The following is a 15,775-nucleotide window of genomic DNA, read 5'->3' as shown; positions in this document are numbered from 1 at the left end:
AGTGCGGGTTCTCCGGCAGCGCACCCATCAGGCATCGCCTCGCATGCGTGCGGCCAGCGTGAACAGCTCCGTCAGCCGTTCCCTGGGAAGGCCGGGATCGTGGGCGTCGAGGGCGACGACGGCGCCCGACGGGGTGATCGCGACGGTGGCCGCGCCGCGCCGGGCCCGGCCGGGCCCGGCGAGCCAGGCGCTCATCCTGCTCGAGGTGGCGCCGCCGTCGCGCTGCTGCGCGAAGTACTCATCGCGCAGGTCCTCGAAGCGGGTGAACTCCTCGACGTTGCGGAAGGGGATGTCGAGCCGGGCGACACGGGCGAGCCTGTCGGCGGGTTCGTCGCTCGGGCTGCCCGGGGTCAGCCGCGGGCCGTACCTGCTGAAGTAGAGCAGCGTGTGCGCGGTGTCGAGGCCGCCGACGAAGGGCCGGTCGTCCATCGTCCTGGCGAGCGCCGCCGCGCGCTCCTCCCCCACGCGGCCGTCGGTCTCGCCCGGCCACTGCGGCGTACGGTCCAGGCGGCCCTGCCAGGGCAGGTAGCGGGCGATGTCCTGGGTGGCGGGCAGCGGGAGGATGTCGATGTCGAACCTGTCGGGGTTCTTGGCCACGATGGATCCCGGGGTGAGCGAGAACGTGCCGATGCCGGCCAGGGCCCACAGTTCGCCGTGCTCGATGAGGAAGTCGTAGGTCCGCTCTGCCTCGTCGGCGCGTTCGGTGGGGAACCCGATGAAGCCCATCATCTGCACGCCGATGTCGTGTTCCGCCAGGTGGCCGAGAATGGCCGGCACCTCGGCGAGTTTGACGCCCTTGTCGATGAGGTCGAGCACGCGTTGCGAGCCCGACTCGTAGCCGAAGGAGATCGCCACGCATCCCGATCGCCTCAGGCGGCGCGCCATGTCGCTCTTGGGGAAGGTCCGCTCCAGCCGCAGCTCCGCGCTCCAGCGCACGCCGGTGCCCGCCTCGGCCATGGCCTCGCTCAGCCTGCGCAGGTATCTGGGGGACATCGCGTCGACGGAGAAGTAGACCGTCCTGCCGATCGCGGACATCGCGGCCAGATCGTCGAGCACGGTCTCGACGGGCCGTTCCCTGGAGGGGGAGGTGGGCCTGTCCAGGTTCAGGCCGTAGTCGCAGAAGGTGCACTTGTTCCAGTAGCAGCCGCGGGTGGGGCTGTAGAGGACGACGGGTTCGGGAGTCCAGTAGGAGTCCCACTGCCACACGTCGTAGGCGGGGGCGGGCAGCTCGGCGACGTTCTCGTAGGTGATGGGCGGCGTGTCGGGCGTCGACCCGTGCGTCAGGATGCCGGGGATCCCGTCGAAGCCGCGGCCGTCGTGGACGGCGCGCAGGATGTCGCAGAAGGGCGACTCGCCCTCGCCGGGCACGATGATGTCGGCGTCGCGGAAGAGCTTCCAGTAGTTCTTCGGTTCCCTGGCCAGGCGCACGTCGTCGCAGACCTCGGTGCCGCCGAAGACGATGACGGCGGACGGCAGCGCCGCACGCGCCTCCCGCGCCAGGCGCAGGGCGGCGGGGAGCTGGCCGGTGAAGGCGACGGAGAAGCCGACCACCGCCCATTCGCGTTCGCGCAGCACGTCGGCGAAGGCGCCGTTGATGTACGGGTCGAAGGGGGCGGTCAGCCGGTCGATCACCGCCGGATCGCACAGGTCCTGGTAGGAGGACAGGTTGACGACGCCGCCCGGCAGGATGCCGAAGCCGTCGATGCTCTTGGGCACGCCGTCCAGGCAGAGCAGGTCCTGCCAGCGCTTCATCACCAGGACCGCCTGGCGGTAGGTCGGGTAGTGGTAGAAGGCTTCCTCGTCCTTGAAGACCTCGATCGCCCTGCTCACCAGGTCGGGGGTGAGCGTCTGCGCCACCAGCGCCGACTCGTAGGTCAGCTCGTCGAGCCTGGTGAGCCGTGGCAGCTGCTCGATGCGGGCCCTCATCTCGCCCGCCCTGGCCAGCAGGGCGGCCACCTGGTCGGGGCGGGCCAGCTCGTTCAGCGCGTCGATGTTGGCGTCGACGCAGCGCTCGCCGGTGAAACCGGCCGCCCGCGCGGCGCCGACCAGATAGGGAATCGAATGGTAGGGCTGTGTCGGGTCGGTCAGCGGTGGATTCACCAGCAGATAGGGCAGCGTGCTCACCCTGCGACTCGTCCGGCGGACCGCTGGCGCCTGGGTGAGGAAAACCGGCATCCCTGCCTCCGAGGATTCTGACATCCGTTGCTCGCTCAGGCGCAGCGTACTCGACCGGGAAATTAATAGAAGTGCTTTTTAAGAATTACCTGACTTGTCTTAGGAACACGTCTTAGGAATTCGGCGGAAGAAAGGCCTGGACACGTTGTTCGGGGCTGCTTATCGTCGGCCACGACAGCGGACATCCGCATTCGAAAAGAGGAGTCAAGCATGTCCAACGATCCCCTCGCCCCCCTGCGCGCCGCCGGCCTGGACAGGCTTCCCGAGTCCCAGCGGGCGGTGTTCGAGGAGCTGAGCCCGGAGGAAATGCGCGTGGTCAGCGCCATTCAGGAGCGCCTCAACGCTGCGGCGCCCGAAGTCGAAGGACAGATGAACAAGAACAACTGCCTCTGCTGACGGCGGAGCCCAGCCGGCCCGCCTGTATCGCGCGGGCCGGCGACCATCGGCATCGGTGAGGAGTGAAACGTGCAGGAGAAGATCGGTCGCTATTTCGTGGTGAGCGACAATGTCTATGACGACGGCTCGGGCCTGCGCGTGAACATTGTTTATGCGACGCGCACGGCGGAGCTGATGTTCGTCATTCCTGAGGTCGCGGACGCGCTGCGCGCGGGTGAGCTGGACCCGGTTTCCCCGGGTACGCGCGCGGCGCTGCGCGAGGCGCAGATCGTGGTCCCCGAGGGCCAGGACGAGCTCGACGAGATCCTGTCCCGCAACCGGGCGGCGGCGCTCGACAGGTCGCTGGTCAACTTCATCCTGCTGCCCACCTCGTACTGCAACATGGGCTGCGCGTACTGCGGCCAGGAGCACGTGCGCGGCGGGCTCACCGCCGACCACCGCGACCGGGTGCGGGCGCGGGTGCTGCGCGCGATGCGGCTGCCCACCACGCGACGGGCGCTGGTCGACTGGTTCGGGTCGGAGCCCATGATGGGGTACGCGATCATCCGCGACCTGAGCAGGCACTTCGTGCGGGCGGCCGACGAGGGCGGCATCGGGTACTCCTCCCAGATCGTCACCAACGGCTCTCTGCTCAACAGCAGGAACCTCGAGGTCCTGATCAAGGAGTGCCGGGTCGAGAAGTTCTACCTGACCGTGGACGGCCCGCCCGAGGTGCACGACGTCCACCGGCCGCTGAAGAGCGGCGGCGGGTCGTTCTGGAAGATCGTGCGGACCATCAGGGCGGCGCTGGACCGCGAGGACTACCGGCACGTGGTGTTCGACTTCCGCACCAACGTCGACGTGCACAACCAGGACAGCATCTCGCGCTACATCGACCTGATGGCCGAGCTCGGCTTCGACAAGCCGAACGTCAACTTCACCCTGGCCCGCGTGCGGCCGTGGGGGAACGACGTGTCGGCGATCGAGCTGGCCGACCGCGACTACGCCGAGCGCGAGCTGGGCTGGCTGCGGCGCATGCAGGAGCGCGGCCTGCCGTTCATGCGGATGCCCACCCTGGCCAAGCGGGTCACCTGCCCGGCCGTCAAGGCGACGTCGGAGCTGATCAGCGGCACCGGCAACATCTTCTCCTGCACCGACCACCCGCTGGTGCCCGAGTCCGAGCGCACATCGGCGCTGGCCCACATCAGCCAGGACGACCTGCCCGTCTTCCGGCCGGAAGGCGAGTTCGACGACTGGTACGACGAGGTGGAGCAGGGCAAGTCGTGGTGCAGGGGCTGCGTGTTCCTGCCGACGTGCGGCGGCTCGTGTCCCAAGGCCTGGCACGAGGGCAACCCGCCGTGTCCCGGCTACAAGTTCAACGTCCAGGGGCGGCTCGACCTGGCGGCTCAACGCCTCGGCCTGCACCCCGTCGAGGCCGGGTGATCCAAGGTGGGCTCGCGGCTGCTCGTCGGCGCCTGCGGCGCGGCGAACGTGATGAACCTGCCCGGCTACCTGCTGGAGCTGCGCAGGCTGCCCGGCGTGCAGGTCAGGGTCGTCATGACGGCGAGCGCCGCCAGGTTCCTGCCCGCCCGTACGGTCGCCCTGGTGAGCGACGCCGTCTTCTGCGACGGCGAGCACGACTTCGAGCCAGGGCACGCGCGGCTGGCGCGGTGGGCCGACCGCGTCATCGTGCTGCCCGCCACGGCGGACGTGCTCGCGCAGGCCGCGCACGGATTCGCCGGCAGCCTGCTGACGGCCGCGCTGCTGGCGCACGAGGGCGCCGTGATCTTCTTTCCCAGCATGAACGCGGCCATGTGGCGCAAGCCCAGCGTCCAGCGGAACGTGGCCCAGCTGAGAGCCGACGGCCACCACATCGCCGGGCCGGTGATGACGGAGTGCTGGGAGATCGCCGGGCAGGACGTCCGGGTCGGCCCGGGCCTGCCCTCGCCCGCGCAGGTGGCGGAGATCATCGGCGACATCATGAAGGAGGACACGGCATGAGCCGCACGCCGCCGGCCGCGCTCGCGTCGGGCCCGCTGGCCGTGCGCGGATTCCCGTGGCTGCTGGCGGGCCAGTTCACCTCCAGCGTCGGCGACCTATGCTACGCGATCGCGCTGCCGTGGCTGGTGCTGTCATCGGGCGGCGGCCCTGCCCTGCTCGGCACGGTGCTGGCGTTCTTCGGGATCAGCAGGGCGGTCGCGATCCCGGCCGGCGGCGTGCTGGCGGACCGCCTCGGCCCTCGGACGATCATGCTGGTCACCGACGCCGTCCGCTTCGGACTGGTCGCCCTGCTCGCGGTCCTGGCCGGTACGGTCACCCCGTCGCTGGCCGTGCTCGCGCCCATCGCGGTGGCGCTCGGAGCCTGCAGCGGGTTGTTCGTGCCCGCCTCCTACGCGCTGCTGCCCGGCATCCTGCCGGAGAAGGACCTCACGGCGGGCAACTCGCTGTCGACGGTCGCGACGGAGCTGGGCACCCTGCTCGGGCCCGTGCTCGGCGGGATCCTGGTCTCCCGCCTGGGTCCCACTCCTGCGCTGCTGGTCGACGCGGGCTCATACCTGGTCTCCGCCGCCGCGCTGCTGGCGGTGCGCGCGCCCCGCAGGGAGCGGGCGCCCGAGCAGGTCGACGGCGGCCCCGCGATCACGTTCGGGACGGTGCTGCTGCGGGGCAGGCTCCTCCAGGTCGTGCTGCTGGCGGCGATCATCGGCAACTTCGTGTACGCGGGCGTCGCCGAGGTCGCGCTGCCCACGCTGGCCCACGGGGACTTCGGCGCGGGCGGCTACGGCGTCATGCTCGCCGGGCTGGGCGCCGGCATGATCGTGGGGGCGGTGCTGGCCAGGCCGAAGTGGCGGCGGCCGCCTCCCGGCTACCTGCTGGCGATCCTGGTGCTGGTCATGGGCGCGTCCGTGGCGGCCGTGCCGTACTCCGGCGGGCTGGTGGGCGCCACGGTGTGCGTCACCGTGTTCGCCATCGCCAACGGCTGGTCCGGCATCGCCATCATGACGATGTTGCAGCTGTGGGCGCCGCGCCACCTGCTGGCCCGCGTCATGAGCGTCATGCTGCTGGCGATGTCGGGCACGTTCCCGCTGTCGGTGGCGGTGACGGGCTGGGGCGTCGAGCGATACGGCGTGGCCGCGTTCTTCGTGGTGGCCGGATGCGCCATGGCCTGCGGCGGGCTGTGGGCGCTCAGCCGGCCGATCTTCAGGAACTACCGGCACGGCGACCAGTTCGCCGAGAAAGGGGTGAACGCGTCATGACGTTCGATGCTCTGGCCGCGTTGCGGGCCAGCGGTCAGTGGGTGGAGCTGCTGTCCGCCGAACAGAAGCAGGTGCTCGCGCGGTTGTCACGGGCGGAGGTGGACATGCTCGTCCGGCTCAAGCGCCGGCTCGACGAGGCCGCCCCCGACGTCCAGGGCCAGGAACTCAAGGTCCTGTGACGTGGACGGGAGCGCCGGGGACTGCCGGGTGTGCGGCTCGCGGCTGTCGGACGGCGACCGGTTCTGCTCGTCCTGCGGAGCCGTCGCCGCGGTCGCGGAGGCGGGCCCCGAGGCCCGCAAGAACGTGGTCGTCCTGTTCGTCGACCTGGTGCGGTCGACTGCGCTGGGTGAGCGGCTGGATCCGGAGCTCCTGCACGGCGTGCTGCGCCGCTACTACGGCGTGTGCAGCGACCTGATCACCGAGCACGGCGGGGTGATCGAGAAGTACATCGGGGACGCCATCATGGCGGTGTTCGGGGTGCCCGTCGCCCGCGAGGACGACGCGCTGCGCGCGGTGCGGGCCGCCCTGGCGCTGGTCGAGGCGGTGCACCGGCTGTCGGCCGAGCTCGGGCCGATCGAGGCGGACCTGGAGGTGCACTGCGGGATCGGCTCGGGCGAGGTGGTCGTGATCACCACCCCGGGGGCGCAGCTGCGGATCGTGGGCGACACGGTCAACACGGCCGCGCGGCTGCAGAGCGCCGCGGGGCCCGGCCAGACCCTGCTGAACGGCGAGGCCGCGCAGCTCGTGCGCGGGCGCGTCGGGCTGGAGGAGCTCAGGCCGCTGGCGCTCAAGGGGAAGGCGCTGCCCGAGCGGGCCTGGCGGGCGACCTCCGCGGTCACGGCTGCCGCCGGCGCCCGCACGACCATGATCGGGCGCTCGGCGGAGCTGGCGGGGCTGCTGGAGCGCTATCGCCGGGTGGTGGCCAGGGCGTCCTGCGGCTGCGTGCTGGTGCACGGCGAGGCGGGCATCGGCAAGACGCGTCTGGTGCTGGAGTTCACCGCCCGTCCCGAACTGGCGGGAGCGCTGGTGCTGGCCGGTTGCTGCCAGCCGTACGGCAGAGACATCACCTTCCATCCGCTGGCGTCGATGCTGCGCGACTCGCTGCCCGGCGGCTGGGTGGGGCTGGAGCGGCTGCTCGGCGCGGACGAGGAGGGCGAGCGGGCGCGCAGGACCCTGTCCGCCGTCGCGGGGGCGCCCGGGCGGGCGGGCGGCGTGCCGGTCGGGGCGGAGGAGATCTGCTGGGCGGCGATCCGGCTGTTCACGGGCATCGCGCGGGACCGGCCGCTGGTGCTGATCTGGGAGGACCTGCAGTGGGCGGAGCGGGCGCTGCTCGGGCTGCTCGACGAGCTGACCCGCCGGCTGTCCGGGGTGCCCGTGCTGGTGGTCTGCGTGGCCAGGAACGAGCTGCTCGAGACGCACCAGGACGCGGGCGTGCCGGGCGCCGAGCGGATCGGGCTCGGGCCGCTGGATCCGGCCGACACGCTCGGCCTGGTGGAGACGTTCACCGGCGCGGCTGAGGTGGCCGGGCAGGGCCAGGACGCGATCACCGCCAGGATCGTCGAGCTGAGCGCGGGCAACCCGCTCTTCGTGACGGCGATGATCGACGCGCTCGCCGACGACGGCTCCGCACTGGCCGCGCCGCCGACGATCTCGGCGATGCTGCGCGCGCGGATCGACGCACTGCCCCCCGGCGAGAGGCGGGCGCTGAAGTGGGCGGCCGCGTGCGGCAGCGACTTCGCCGCCGACCAGCTGCTGGCGCTGGCCGAGCAGGACGGTACGGCGGGCGCCCAGGTGCGCGTGGCGCTGTCGGGACTGCGCAGGCGTGGCCTGATCCAGCCGCTGGGCGCGGGCCGGATGCGATGCGGGCAGACCCTGGTCCGCGACACCTGCTACGCGATGACGGCCAAGTCGTCGCGCGCCCGCTGGCACGCGCTCCTGGCGGAGCGGGCGCCCTCCCCGGCGGAGTCCATGTTCCACGCCGAGCGGGCCACGCTGCTGTTCCGCGAGGTGGGTCCGGACGAGCCGCGGCTGCCGGTCCTGGCGGGGCTGGCCGTACGGCTGCTGGCGGAGGAGGGGACGACGGCGCTGCACCGGCGTGACGCCGTCGCGGCCGGGTCGCTGTTCCAGCGGGCGCTGGACCTGCACGCGGAGCGGGGGCGGCGCTACGCCGACCTGACCGTCCGGTTGAGCGAGGCCCGGCTGGCGCTGGGGGACGGCGGCGGAGCGCTGGAGGTCCTCGAGGCAGGGCTGGAAGGGGCCGCGCCTGACGGCCGGGTCGCTCTCGGGCTGCAGCGCGACATCGTGCGCTTCCGGCTGGGCCGGCTCGGGTTCGAGGCGGCGCGGGCGGCGATCGCCGCGCACCAGGCGCGGCTTGACCGGAGCGCGGGCGACGATCTGGGCCCCTGCCTGATGCACCAGCTCAGGGCGTTCGTCGCGCTCGGCGAGGACCAGGTCGGCAGGGCCGAGGCGGAGTTCCGCGCGGCGCTGGAGCGGGCGCGGCGGCTGGACGAGCGGTGGATCGAGCACCGGCTGTCGAACGCGCTGTGCGAGCTGGCGCAGTGGTCGCCGGCCACCGTTTCCGAGGGCCTGCGGCTGTGCGGCGAGCTGCTGCGCGGGTTCGAGGCGGACCGGCTGCTGCTGATCCCCGTCATGGCGGCGCGGGCCCGGCTGCTCGCGCTGGCCGGCCGGGTGGACGAGGCCCGCGCCGCGTTGTCGGCGGCGCGGCAGGACGCCGCCTCGCTGCGGGCGGCGTTCCCCGAGATCGCGATCAACCAGTCGGAGGCGGTGCTGCTGTCGCTGGTCGGCGAGCACGGGCCGGCCGCCCGCCGCTTCGGCGAGGCCGCGGCCATGCTGCGCGAGCAGGGGCACCTGCAGCCCGCGCTGACGCTCGAGGTGTACGCGGTGCGCGAGCTGCTGCGCTGCGGGCGGTACGGCACGGCCAGGGCGGCCTTCGACGCGCTGGCGGCGGGCGAGCACGCCACCGGCATGGTGGCGCGGGCGCGGATCTGGCTGGAGCTGGTGCGGGCCAGATTCGCGTGCGCGGAGGGCCGGCCGGCCGAGGGGTTCGAGCTGGCCGCGCGGACCCTGGATGGGATCTCCACGGACGACCCGTGCCTGCTCGGGGACGCCTGGTTCGAGTTCGCCGCGATCTCCCGGATGGCGGGCCGGCCGTACCGGGTCGCGATCGACGCGGCGGAGGCCCACTACCTCGCCAAGGGGGCGACACTGCCGGCCGGGACGGTGCGCCGCTGGGCGGCGGGCGACGGAGGCGGACGATGACCCTGCCCTGGCACGACGGCGAGCAGGAACAGTTTCCCGGGCTGCCCGCCTGGGGGGCGCCGACGTCGCGGCGCCCGTTGACCGGCCTGCCGGCCACCCGGCTGGCCGACGTCACCGCCGAGTGGGCCTGGGGCGGCGCGGACGGCGCCGGGATCAGGGTGTGCGTGGTCGACAGCGGGGTCGACGGCTCCCACCCGCTGGTCGCGCCGCTGGAGGAGGCGATGACGGTCGCCTTCGACGCCGGACCCGACCCACGCATCGTCGCCTCGGAGCCGATCGACCTGGCCGGGCACGGCACGGCCTGCGCCGGCATCATCCGCTCGATCGCGCCCGGGGCGGCCATCTCGTCGATGCGGGTGCTGACCGACTCCATCACCGGGACCGGCCGGGCGCTGCTCGCCGGGCTGGAATGGGCGATCGAGTCGGGCTTCGACGTGATCAACCTCAGCCTTTCCACCACCAAGCCGGAGTTCCTGCCGGCGCTGCACGCCCTGGCCGACCGGGCCTACTTTCGGCGTTGCGTCCTGGTGGTGTCCGCGCACAACATGCCCGTGCGGAGCTTTCCCTGGTCGTTCGCCTCGGTGATCTCGGTGGCCAGTCACGACCAGGCCGATCCGCTGCTGCACTACTACAACCCGGCGCCGCCGGTGGAGTTCTACGCCAGAGGGCTGGCGGTGCCCGTCGCCTCGCCCGGCGGCGGGCAGACCCGCAACAGCGGCAACAGCTTCGCCGCGCCGCACATCACCGGCCTGTGCGCGCTGATCCTCAGCAAGCACCGCTGGCTCACCCCGTTCCAGCTCAGGTCGGTGCTCTTCCAGACCGCGCACAACGTCACCCACCACGGAGCACGCCATGCCCCTGCATGACTACTCGCTGCCGGACTCCCGCCCCCAGGCGCGTACACCGTTGACCGAGCGTCAGCTGCTGCACTCGGTGGTCGAGATGGCGCGCCTGCTGTTCGGCGCCGCCGCGGCGTCGATCTTCCTGGTCGACGGCGACACCGGGGAGCTCGTCTTCGAGGCCGTCTCCGGGCAGGGCGACGCCCACCTTCCCGGCACCAGGTTCCCCTCGGGGACCGGCATCGCCGGCTGGGTCGCGATGAGCGGCCAGCCCGTCCACGTCGACGACCTGTCCTCCAGCACCGTGTTCGCCCGTGACTCGGCCGCGTCCACGGGATACGTGCCGAACAGTCTGATGGCCGCGCCGCTGATCCGGGAGGCGGACTGCCTCGGCGTGCTGGAGGTGCTCGACCCGTGCACCGCCCCGCGCGGCGAGCTGACCGATCTGGACGTGCTCGGGTTGCTCGCGGTCCAGGCGACCATCGGACTGGAGATCCTGATCCGCGCCCGCGACAGGGCGGAAGGGACGGCGATGGCGGAGGAGCACGCGCTGCTGGTCGACCGGATCCGCAAGGCCATGAGCACCGCCTCCCCCGCGACGGTGACGCTGGCGGTCAGCCTGCTGGCCGCGGCGGAGGAGGTCCTGGTGGGGCAGCGGTGATCCTCGGCCACCGCAGGCTGGTACTGGCCGCCGAGCCCCGCCGGGACACGGGTGACCCGGCGGGTTCGGCGGCCGGCGGGTGCGTGGTGTTCTTCACCCGGCGCGCCGACGCCGAGGTCTCCGCGCTGGAGCGGCTGCTGGCCCTGACCGGGGTACCCACCCGCCGCGTCGACGCCGACGCGCTCGGCCCGATCCAGCTCGACCTCGCCCGCCCCGGGGTGCTCCGGCTCGGCGAGGACCTGGTGCGGCCCACGGCGTGCTGGACCCGCAGGTTCTGGTCCTCGGCCATGACGGACCCGCGGACCGCGGCCGGGCTGCTGCGCCGCCAGTCCTGGCTGGCGCTGGTCCGGCAGGCACGGCTGCTGGCGCCGCACGACCTGCCGGGCCCGCGGCTCGGGCTGCTCGAGCAGCTGGCCGGTGCCGCCGCGGCGGGCGTGCGCGTGCCCGCCACGATCGTCACCACCGCACCCGCGCGGGCGGCCCGGCTCCTGCCCGGTGACCGGGTGGTGGTCAAGACGCTCGGCCCGCACTTCGTCGAGCCGGAGCCCGGCACGCTCGACGGCGCCCTGCCGCGGATCCTGCCGCGCGAGGAGCTCGCGGACGGCGACGGGCCCGTGCCGCTGGTCGTCCAGGAGTACGTCCCGCACCTGGCCGAGTACCGCGTGTACGCCATCGGGGGCCGGCTGGTCGCCTTCGAGGTGCGCAAGCCCTCCCCGGAGGCGATCTGGCGCGACCAGGACGCGGTCGAGGTACGGCGGGCGGGCTGCCCCGAGCAGGTGGCCGGGCTCGTCACCGGGCTGGCCGCCCGCTGGCGGCTCGGCTTCGGCGCGTTCGACGTGCTGCTGGCCCGGGACGGCGCCGTCCTGCTCGAGGTGAACGCCGACGGCGACTGGCTCTGGTACGAGGCCAAGGCCGGGACCCGGGAGGTCAGCAGGCAGGTCGCGCTCGCCGTACGGGATCTGCACCTGGCGGCGGGCGGGCGGATCGACAGGGGAGGCGCGGGGCTGCCTGCGCTGCTGGGAGGGTGACCGATGGCCGCGAGTCTGCTCGACCTGGCCGCCCCGTTCGGGGCGGTGGACCGGCCGCAGCGGGTCGGCACCGACGGCTGGATGCCGCGCGAGTGCTCGATGTTCACCGCCTACACCGGCAACCCGTCGGCGGTGGGCGGCCCGTTCCGCCGGAACGCCAGGACCGGCTACGGGACGGGCCGCACCTACGGCGACCCGGAGCGGGCGCGGCTGCTCGCGGTCGCCGAGGCGCTGGAACGCTACGCCGGGCTCGTCGTCGACCGGCGACGGCTCACGGTCGCCACCGCGGCGGAGCTGGGCTCGCAGGCGCTGGATCCTGAACGGATCCCGCGCTGCTCGGCCCGGGAGCTGGCCAGGCAGGGCTGCCCCGTCACGAGGTTCGACGACAAGCGGCCGATCCGCTGGGTCGAGGCCACGGACCTGCACACGGGCCGGCCCGTCCTGGTTCCGGCGGTGATGGCGTTCCTGGAGTTCCCCGAGCTGGACGCGGAGAACTTCTGGATCCCGATCTCCACCGGCTGCGCCGTGCACACCTGCTTCGAGGCGGCGGCCGTCGGCGCGATCTGCGAGGTGATCGAGCGGGACGCGCTCGCGCTGACCTGGCTGCAGCGGCTGCCGCTGCCCAGGCTGGCGCGGTCCTGCCTCTCCCCCGCGGCGCGGTCGATCATCGCGTGGTGTACGGCACGCGGCATCGACTCCCACCTGTTCGACGCCACCACCGACGTCGGCGTGCCCGTCGTGTACTGCCTGCAGACCACCGAGCGGGCCCCGCGCGGCGCCCAGCTCGTGGGCGCCGCCTGCGGTTTCGACGTCGGTCCCCTGGCCGAGCACGCGCTGATGGAGACCATGGGGCTGCGGCCGGGGATCCAGGACCGCCCGGTCCCGAGGAGGTATGCCGACTACCGGTCGGTCGACGACGGCGCGGCCGCGATGGCGCGCCGGAGCAGGCGCTCGGCCTTCGGCTTCCTGCTGGGCGAGCGGCCCAGCTCGGCGCCGCGGGAGGTGGGCCCGCGCTCGGCCCGGGAACGGCTGGCCTGGCTGTTGCGGCGGCTGGAGCGGCTCGGCATGGGCGCGCTGGCGGTCGACCTCACGACCCGGGAGCTGCGCGACAGCGGGCACGTCGCCGTGCGGGTGCTGATCCCGGAGCTGCAGCCGATGTCGGCCCGCCCGCTCGTGCAGTACCGCGGCCACCCTCGCCTGTACTCGGCGCCGCCCCTGATGGGCATGCGCGCCCTGCCCGAGCACCGCCTCAACCCCTACCCCCAGCCGATGGCGTGATGGACATCTGGATCACCCCCAGCGGAGACTTCGGACTGAGCTTCGCCGAGCAGCTGCGCGCGCTGCTGGCGGGCACCGGCCACACGGTGCGCGTGGCCGCCGAGCCCGGGCCTGGCTTCGCCGTCCGCGCCGCGTGGCGGGACGTGCGCGCCGAGTTCGAGGCGTTCGCGGCCACGGTGCGGACGCCGTGGCTGGCGGTGGCGCCCGGGCATCCGTACCTCAGGGTCGGGCCCGCCGTCGTGCCGGGCGTGGCGCCCTGCCATGAGTGCTACCTCGCCCGGGTGCGGCAGCACGGCCCCGCCGACGGGGTCGACGCGGCCCTGGCCGCCCATCCGGAGGTGGGGGTGGGCGGGTTCGCGCCGCACCAGGTCCTGATGGCCGCGGGCATCGCGTTGTCGCTGATCGAGGCGGAGGAGGCGGGGACCCTGGTGACGATCGACTGCCGCACCGACGAGGTCAGCTCGTGGCGGGTGGTGCCCGCGCACGCCTGCCCGGGGTGCGGCCCATGAACGCCTACCCGCGCCTCACCGAGGGGCTGGCCTTCATCCCCGTCGCCGGCGGCTACGTCGTCGAGGGCGGGGAACGCCGCCAGACCCTCACCGGACGCCTCGCGCGCGACGTGCTGCCCGTGCTGCTCCCCCTGCTGGACGGCAGCAGGACCGCCGGCGAGCTCGGGCTCCCGCCGGCGCTGGTCTCCGCGCTGGTACGGCTCGGCCTCGTCAGGCTGCTGGACAGGCCGTGGACGCCTGATCCCGGCGAGCCGGCGGCGTTGCGCGTCTACCTTCAGCGCTCGTACCCGCCGGAACGGGCCGACGGCATCTGGCGGCGCCTGCGCGGATCGCAGGTGGCCATCGTGGGTGACCATCGGCTGTGCGGGCCGCTGGCCTCCGCCCTGGCGCGGTCCGGGGTCGAGGTGGGGCCGGGCTCCGTGGCCATCGCCGTGAACGAACCCGGCGTGGAAGCGGTGCTGCACGTCAGCGCGGGAAGTCACACGGTCGCGGTGGGCCGGGCCGTCCCTGACGCCGGTGCGGACTGCTCCCCCGCGCTGGCCGGCGTCGCGGCCGGGGTGATCGCCGGGATCGCCCTGCGCCTGCTGGGCGAGCACGGGGCTGTAGGCCGGGACGTCCAGGTCGTGGAGTCGGCGGGCCGGGTACGGGTGGTCGAGCAGGTGGGCGCTCTGGCGGGTGGGGTGGGCAAGCGGTACCTGACGGAACACCGCCTGCCGCTCCTGCCGTGGCTACGGGGACTGGCCGCTCCCCTGGGCGCGGTCCGGCTCTACGTGTGTGACGGCCCGGCCTCGTACGTCATCGACCCGATCGCACGCGAGCTGGTCGAACTCGCCGGGCGGGCGCGGCGCGGGGGCGATGGGCCCGCGGTTGTGCTGACATGTCCGGCGACGTGCGATTCATCGGACATCGAGGTGGGCCTCGCGCTGGCGGAGCTCGCGGCGAGCGTCCGCGCCTGGGGTCTGCGAGCTCGGGCGCGCACGCCCAGGCACGACGGCTCGCTGTCCGAACGGCTCGATCTCGACCCGGAGCGCGAGCGGATCGCGCTGGTCGTCGAGCTCTCCCCCGGCCCTCGCGCGGCGCGGCCGGTCAGGCGCCCGATGACCACCTCCTTCGCCGAGCGCCCCCTCGACGGGCGGCGCCTGGCCCGCCTGGCCGAGCGGGCGCGCCGCACGGCCGAGGAGATCTACCCGGACGGCCGGCCGCGATGGACGCTGCACGCCCGCCGGGTTACCGGCATGACGGCCGGCTCGCCGCCGGAGCTGGAGCGGTACCTGGATGATCGGTGTCTGTCGCCCGCGGCGGTGCTGCTGTTCGGCGCCGAGCCGGACCTGATCGGCGCCGGGCTGGCCGCGGGCACGATCCGGCTGCTGGCCGGCCGGGCCGGGATCGCCACCGGGCTGCTCGCGGACCAGGACCTGTACGGCTGCGCCCTCGGGTACGCCGCCTCACCTGAGCCCTCCGCGGTAGTTGCGGGGGGATAGGCCGAACTCCTGGCGGAAGGCGCGGCTGAAGTGGAAGGGGCTGACGAAGCCGGAGGCCGCGGCGACCTGGGCGATGTCGAGGTCCGTGACCTCCAGGAGGCGGGCGGCGTGCCGTACCCGGGCCTCGCGGACGGCGCGCATGGGCGTGCGGCGGGTCTCGGCGGCGAACAGGTGGGCGAAGCGCGACGGCGACAGGGCGACCGCCTTCGCCAGCGACGCGACCGTGTGACGCGCGCCCGGCTCGGCGGCGATGAGCGCCAGCGCCCGCGCGACCCGCGGGTCGCCGGGCGCCTCCCCCAGGCTGACCGAGGAGGTGGCCAGCACCAGGATCTCCTCCAGCGCGCCGAGCACGAGCTCCCGCGCCGGAGCCGCCGTCGCGACCGCCGGGGCCACGGCATTCCGCAGGCCGGGCTCGCCCTGCTCGGCGTCGGGCACGGGCTCGGGATGGCCGGCCGGGAGGCGGGCATCGTGGTGAGCGCGGTGGAAGGCCGACCGGATGCGCGGGTGCAGCGCGGCGGGCACGCCCGCCACCAGGTGGAACCCGGGCACGAGCGTGTGCGGCGCCAGCCACGCGGGCCAGGAGGGCCGGGGCTGGAAGTGGGCCCACCAGAAGCGCCAGCGGGTCTGCTCTGGCGCGACCCGGTAGTGCTGCGGCGCCCGGGATCCCAGCACGACGAGGTCGCCGGGATGGGCCAGGCAGGCCGTACCCGACTGCTCGACCGTGCCGGCGCCGGCCTGCGTCCAGATGAGCAGCCAGCTAGGCGAGCCCGTCGAGCGGCGGATCGCGTAACCGGGCGGCTTGTCGTGATGTCCCACGATCATCAGCTCGGCAGCAGGAACAGACATGTCCTCAGCGGTCACAGACATACCCTTCCGCATGCGGGCTGCCTACCGTG

At 73.5% G+C, this 15,775-nt stretch carries 14 protein-coding genes; 12 read left to right on the top strand and 2 right to left on the bottom strand.

Going from position 1 to position 15,775, the window contains the following annotated elements; translation table 11 throughout:
• Positions 1-27 precede the first annotated feature (27 nt).
• Positions 28-2,124, bottom strand: coding sequence for a B12-binding domain-containing radical SAM protein (locus ACIBHX_RS25190; protein WP_397069676.1), 2,097 nt, complete (start codon positions 2,122-2,124; stop codon positions 28-30).
• Positions 2,125-2,385: 261 nt separating this feature from the next.
• Here ACIBHX_RS25190 and ACIBHX_RS25185 point away from each other — a divergent pair, with 261 nt between their 5' ends.
• From ACIBHX_RS25185 to ACIBHX_RS25130, 12 genes are all read left to right on the top strand, one after another.
• Positions 2,386-2,571, top strand: coding sequence for an aroma-sacti cluster domain-containing protein (locus ACIBHX_RS25185; RefSeq protein ID WP_397069675.1), 186 nt, complete (start codon positions 2,386-2,388; stop codon positions 2,569-2,571).
• A 69-nt stretch (positions 2,572-2,640) separates the two neighbouring features.
• Positions 2,641-3,993, top strand: coding sequence for a radical SAM protein (locus ACIBHX_RS25180; RefSeq protein WP_397069674.1), 1,353 nt, complete (start codon positions 2,641-2,643; stop codon positions 3,991-3,993).
• A gap of 6 nt (positions 3,994-3,999) precedes the next feature.
• Entirely contained in the window at positions 4,000-4,551 is a 552-nt protein-coding gene (locus ACIBHX_RS25175) for a flavoprotein (RefSeq protein ID WP_397069673.1), read from the top strand.
• Positions 4,548-5,804: an MFS transporter gene (locus tag ACIBHX_RS25170; RefSeq protein ID WP_397069671.1), complete on the top strand. Its 1,257-nt coding sequence runs from the start codon at positions 4,548-4,550 to the stop codon at positions 5,802-5,804. The genes ACIBHX_RS25175 and ACIBHX_RS25170 overlap by 4 nt, the downstream gene beginning before the upstream one ends.
• A complete protein-coding gene (locus ACIBHX_RS25165) occupies positions 5,801-5,983 on the top strand; it encodes an aroma-sacti cluster domain-containing protein (protein ID WP_397069670.1) in 183 nt (60 codons plus the stop codon). The genes ACIBHX_RS25170 and ACIBHX_RS25165 overlap by 4 nt, the downstream gene beginning before the upstream one ends.
• A 1-nt stretch (position 5,984) precedes the next feature.
• Positions 5,985-9,083: an ATP-binding protein gene (locus ACIBHX_RS25160; RefSeq protein ID WP_397069669.1), complete on the top strand. Its 3,099-nt coding sequence runs from the start codon at positions 5,985-5,987 to the stop codon at positions 9,081-9,083.
• Positions 9,080-9,949, top strand: a complete 870-nt coding sequence (locus ACIBHX_RS25155) for a S8 family serine peptidase (RefSeq protein WP_397069668.1) — start codon at positions 9,080-9,082, stop codon at positions 9,947-9,949. Before ACIBHX_RS25160 ends, ACIBHX_RS25155 begins: the two co-directional genes overlap by 4 nt.
• Complete coding sequence (locus ACIBHX_RS25150) at positions 9,936-10,583, top strand: GAF domain-containing protein (protein ID WP_397069667.1); 648 nt, start codon at positions 9,936-9,938, stop codon at positions 10,581-10,583. Before ACIBHX_RS25155 ends, ACIBHX_RS25150 begins: the two co-directional genes overlap by 14 nt.
• A complete protein-coding gene (locus tag ACIBHX_RS25145) occupies positions 10,580-11,611 on the top strand; it encodes a RimK family alpha-L-glutamate ligase (RefSeq protein ID WP_397069666.1) in 1,032 nt (343 codons plus the stop codon). The genes ACIBHX_RS25150 and ACIBHX_RS25145 overlap by 4 nt, the downstream gene beginning before the upstream one ends.
• Positions 11,612-11,614: 3 nt before the next feature.
• On the top strand, positions 11,615-12,889 hold the full coding sequence (locus ACIBHX_RS25140; RefSeq protein ID WP_397069665.1) for a YcaO-like family protein: 1,275 nt from the start codon (positions 11,615-11,617) through the stop codon (positions 12,887-12,889).
• Complete coding sequence (locus tag ACIBHX_RS25135) at positions 12,889-13,398, top strand: TOMM precursor leader peptide-binding protein (RefSeq protein WP_397069664.1); 510 nt, start codon at positions 12,889-12,891, stop codon at positions 13,396-13,398. The genes ACIBHX_RS25140 and ACIBHX_RS25135 overlap by 1 nt, the downstream gene beginning before the upstream one ends.
• Positions 13,395-14,879: a hypothetical protein gene (locus tag ACIBHX_RS25130; protein ID WP_397069663.1), complete on the top strand. Its 1,485-nt coding sequence runs from the start codon at positions 13,395-13,397 to the stop codon at positions 14,877-14,879. Before ACIBHX_RS25135 ends, ACIBHX_RS25130 begins: the two co-directional genes overlap by 4 nt.
• Here ACIBHX_RS25130 and ACIBHX_RS25125 read toward each other — a convergent pair.
• Positions 14,844-15,740 (bottom strand): helix-turn-helix domain-containing protein, encoded by an 897-nt coding sequence (locus tag ACIBHX_RS25125; protein WP_397069662.1) that lies wholly within the window; start codon positions 15,738-15,740, stop codon positions 14,844-14,846. The two genes, ACIBHX_RS25130 and ACIBHX_RS25125, sit on opposite strands and share 36 nt — an antisense overlap.
• Between the last annotated feature and the right edge of the window lie 35 nt (positions 15,741-15,775).

The sequence above is a fragment of the Nonomuraea sp. NPDC050536 genome (assembly GCF_044457685.1).
GTDB lineage: Bacteria > Actinomycetota > Actinomycetes > Streptosporangiales > Streptosporangiaceae > Nonomuraea.
Note: the sequence above shows the minus strand (reverse complement) of the source record. Positions and strands in the feature narration are given on the sequence as shown.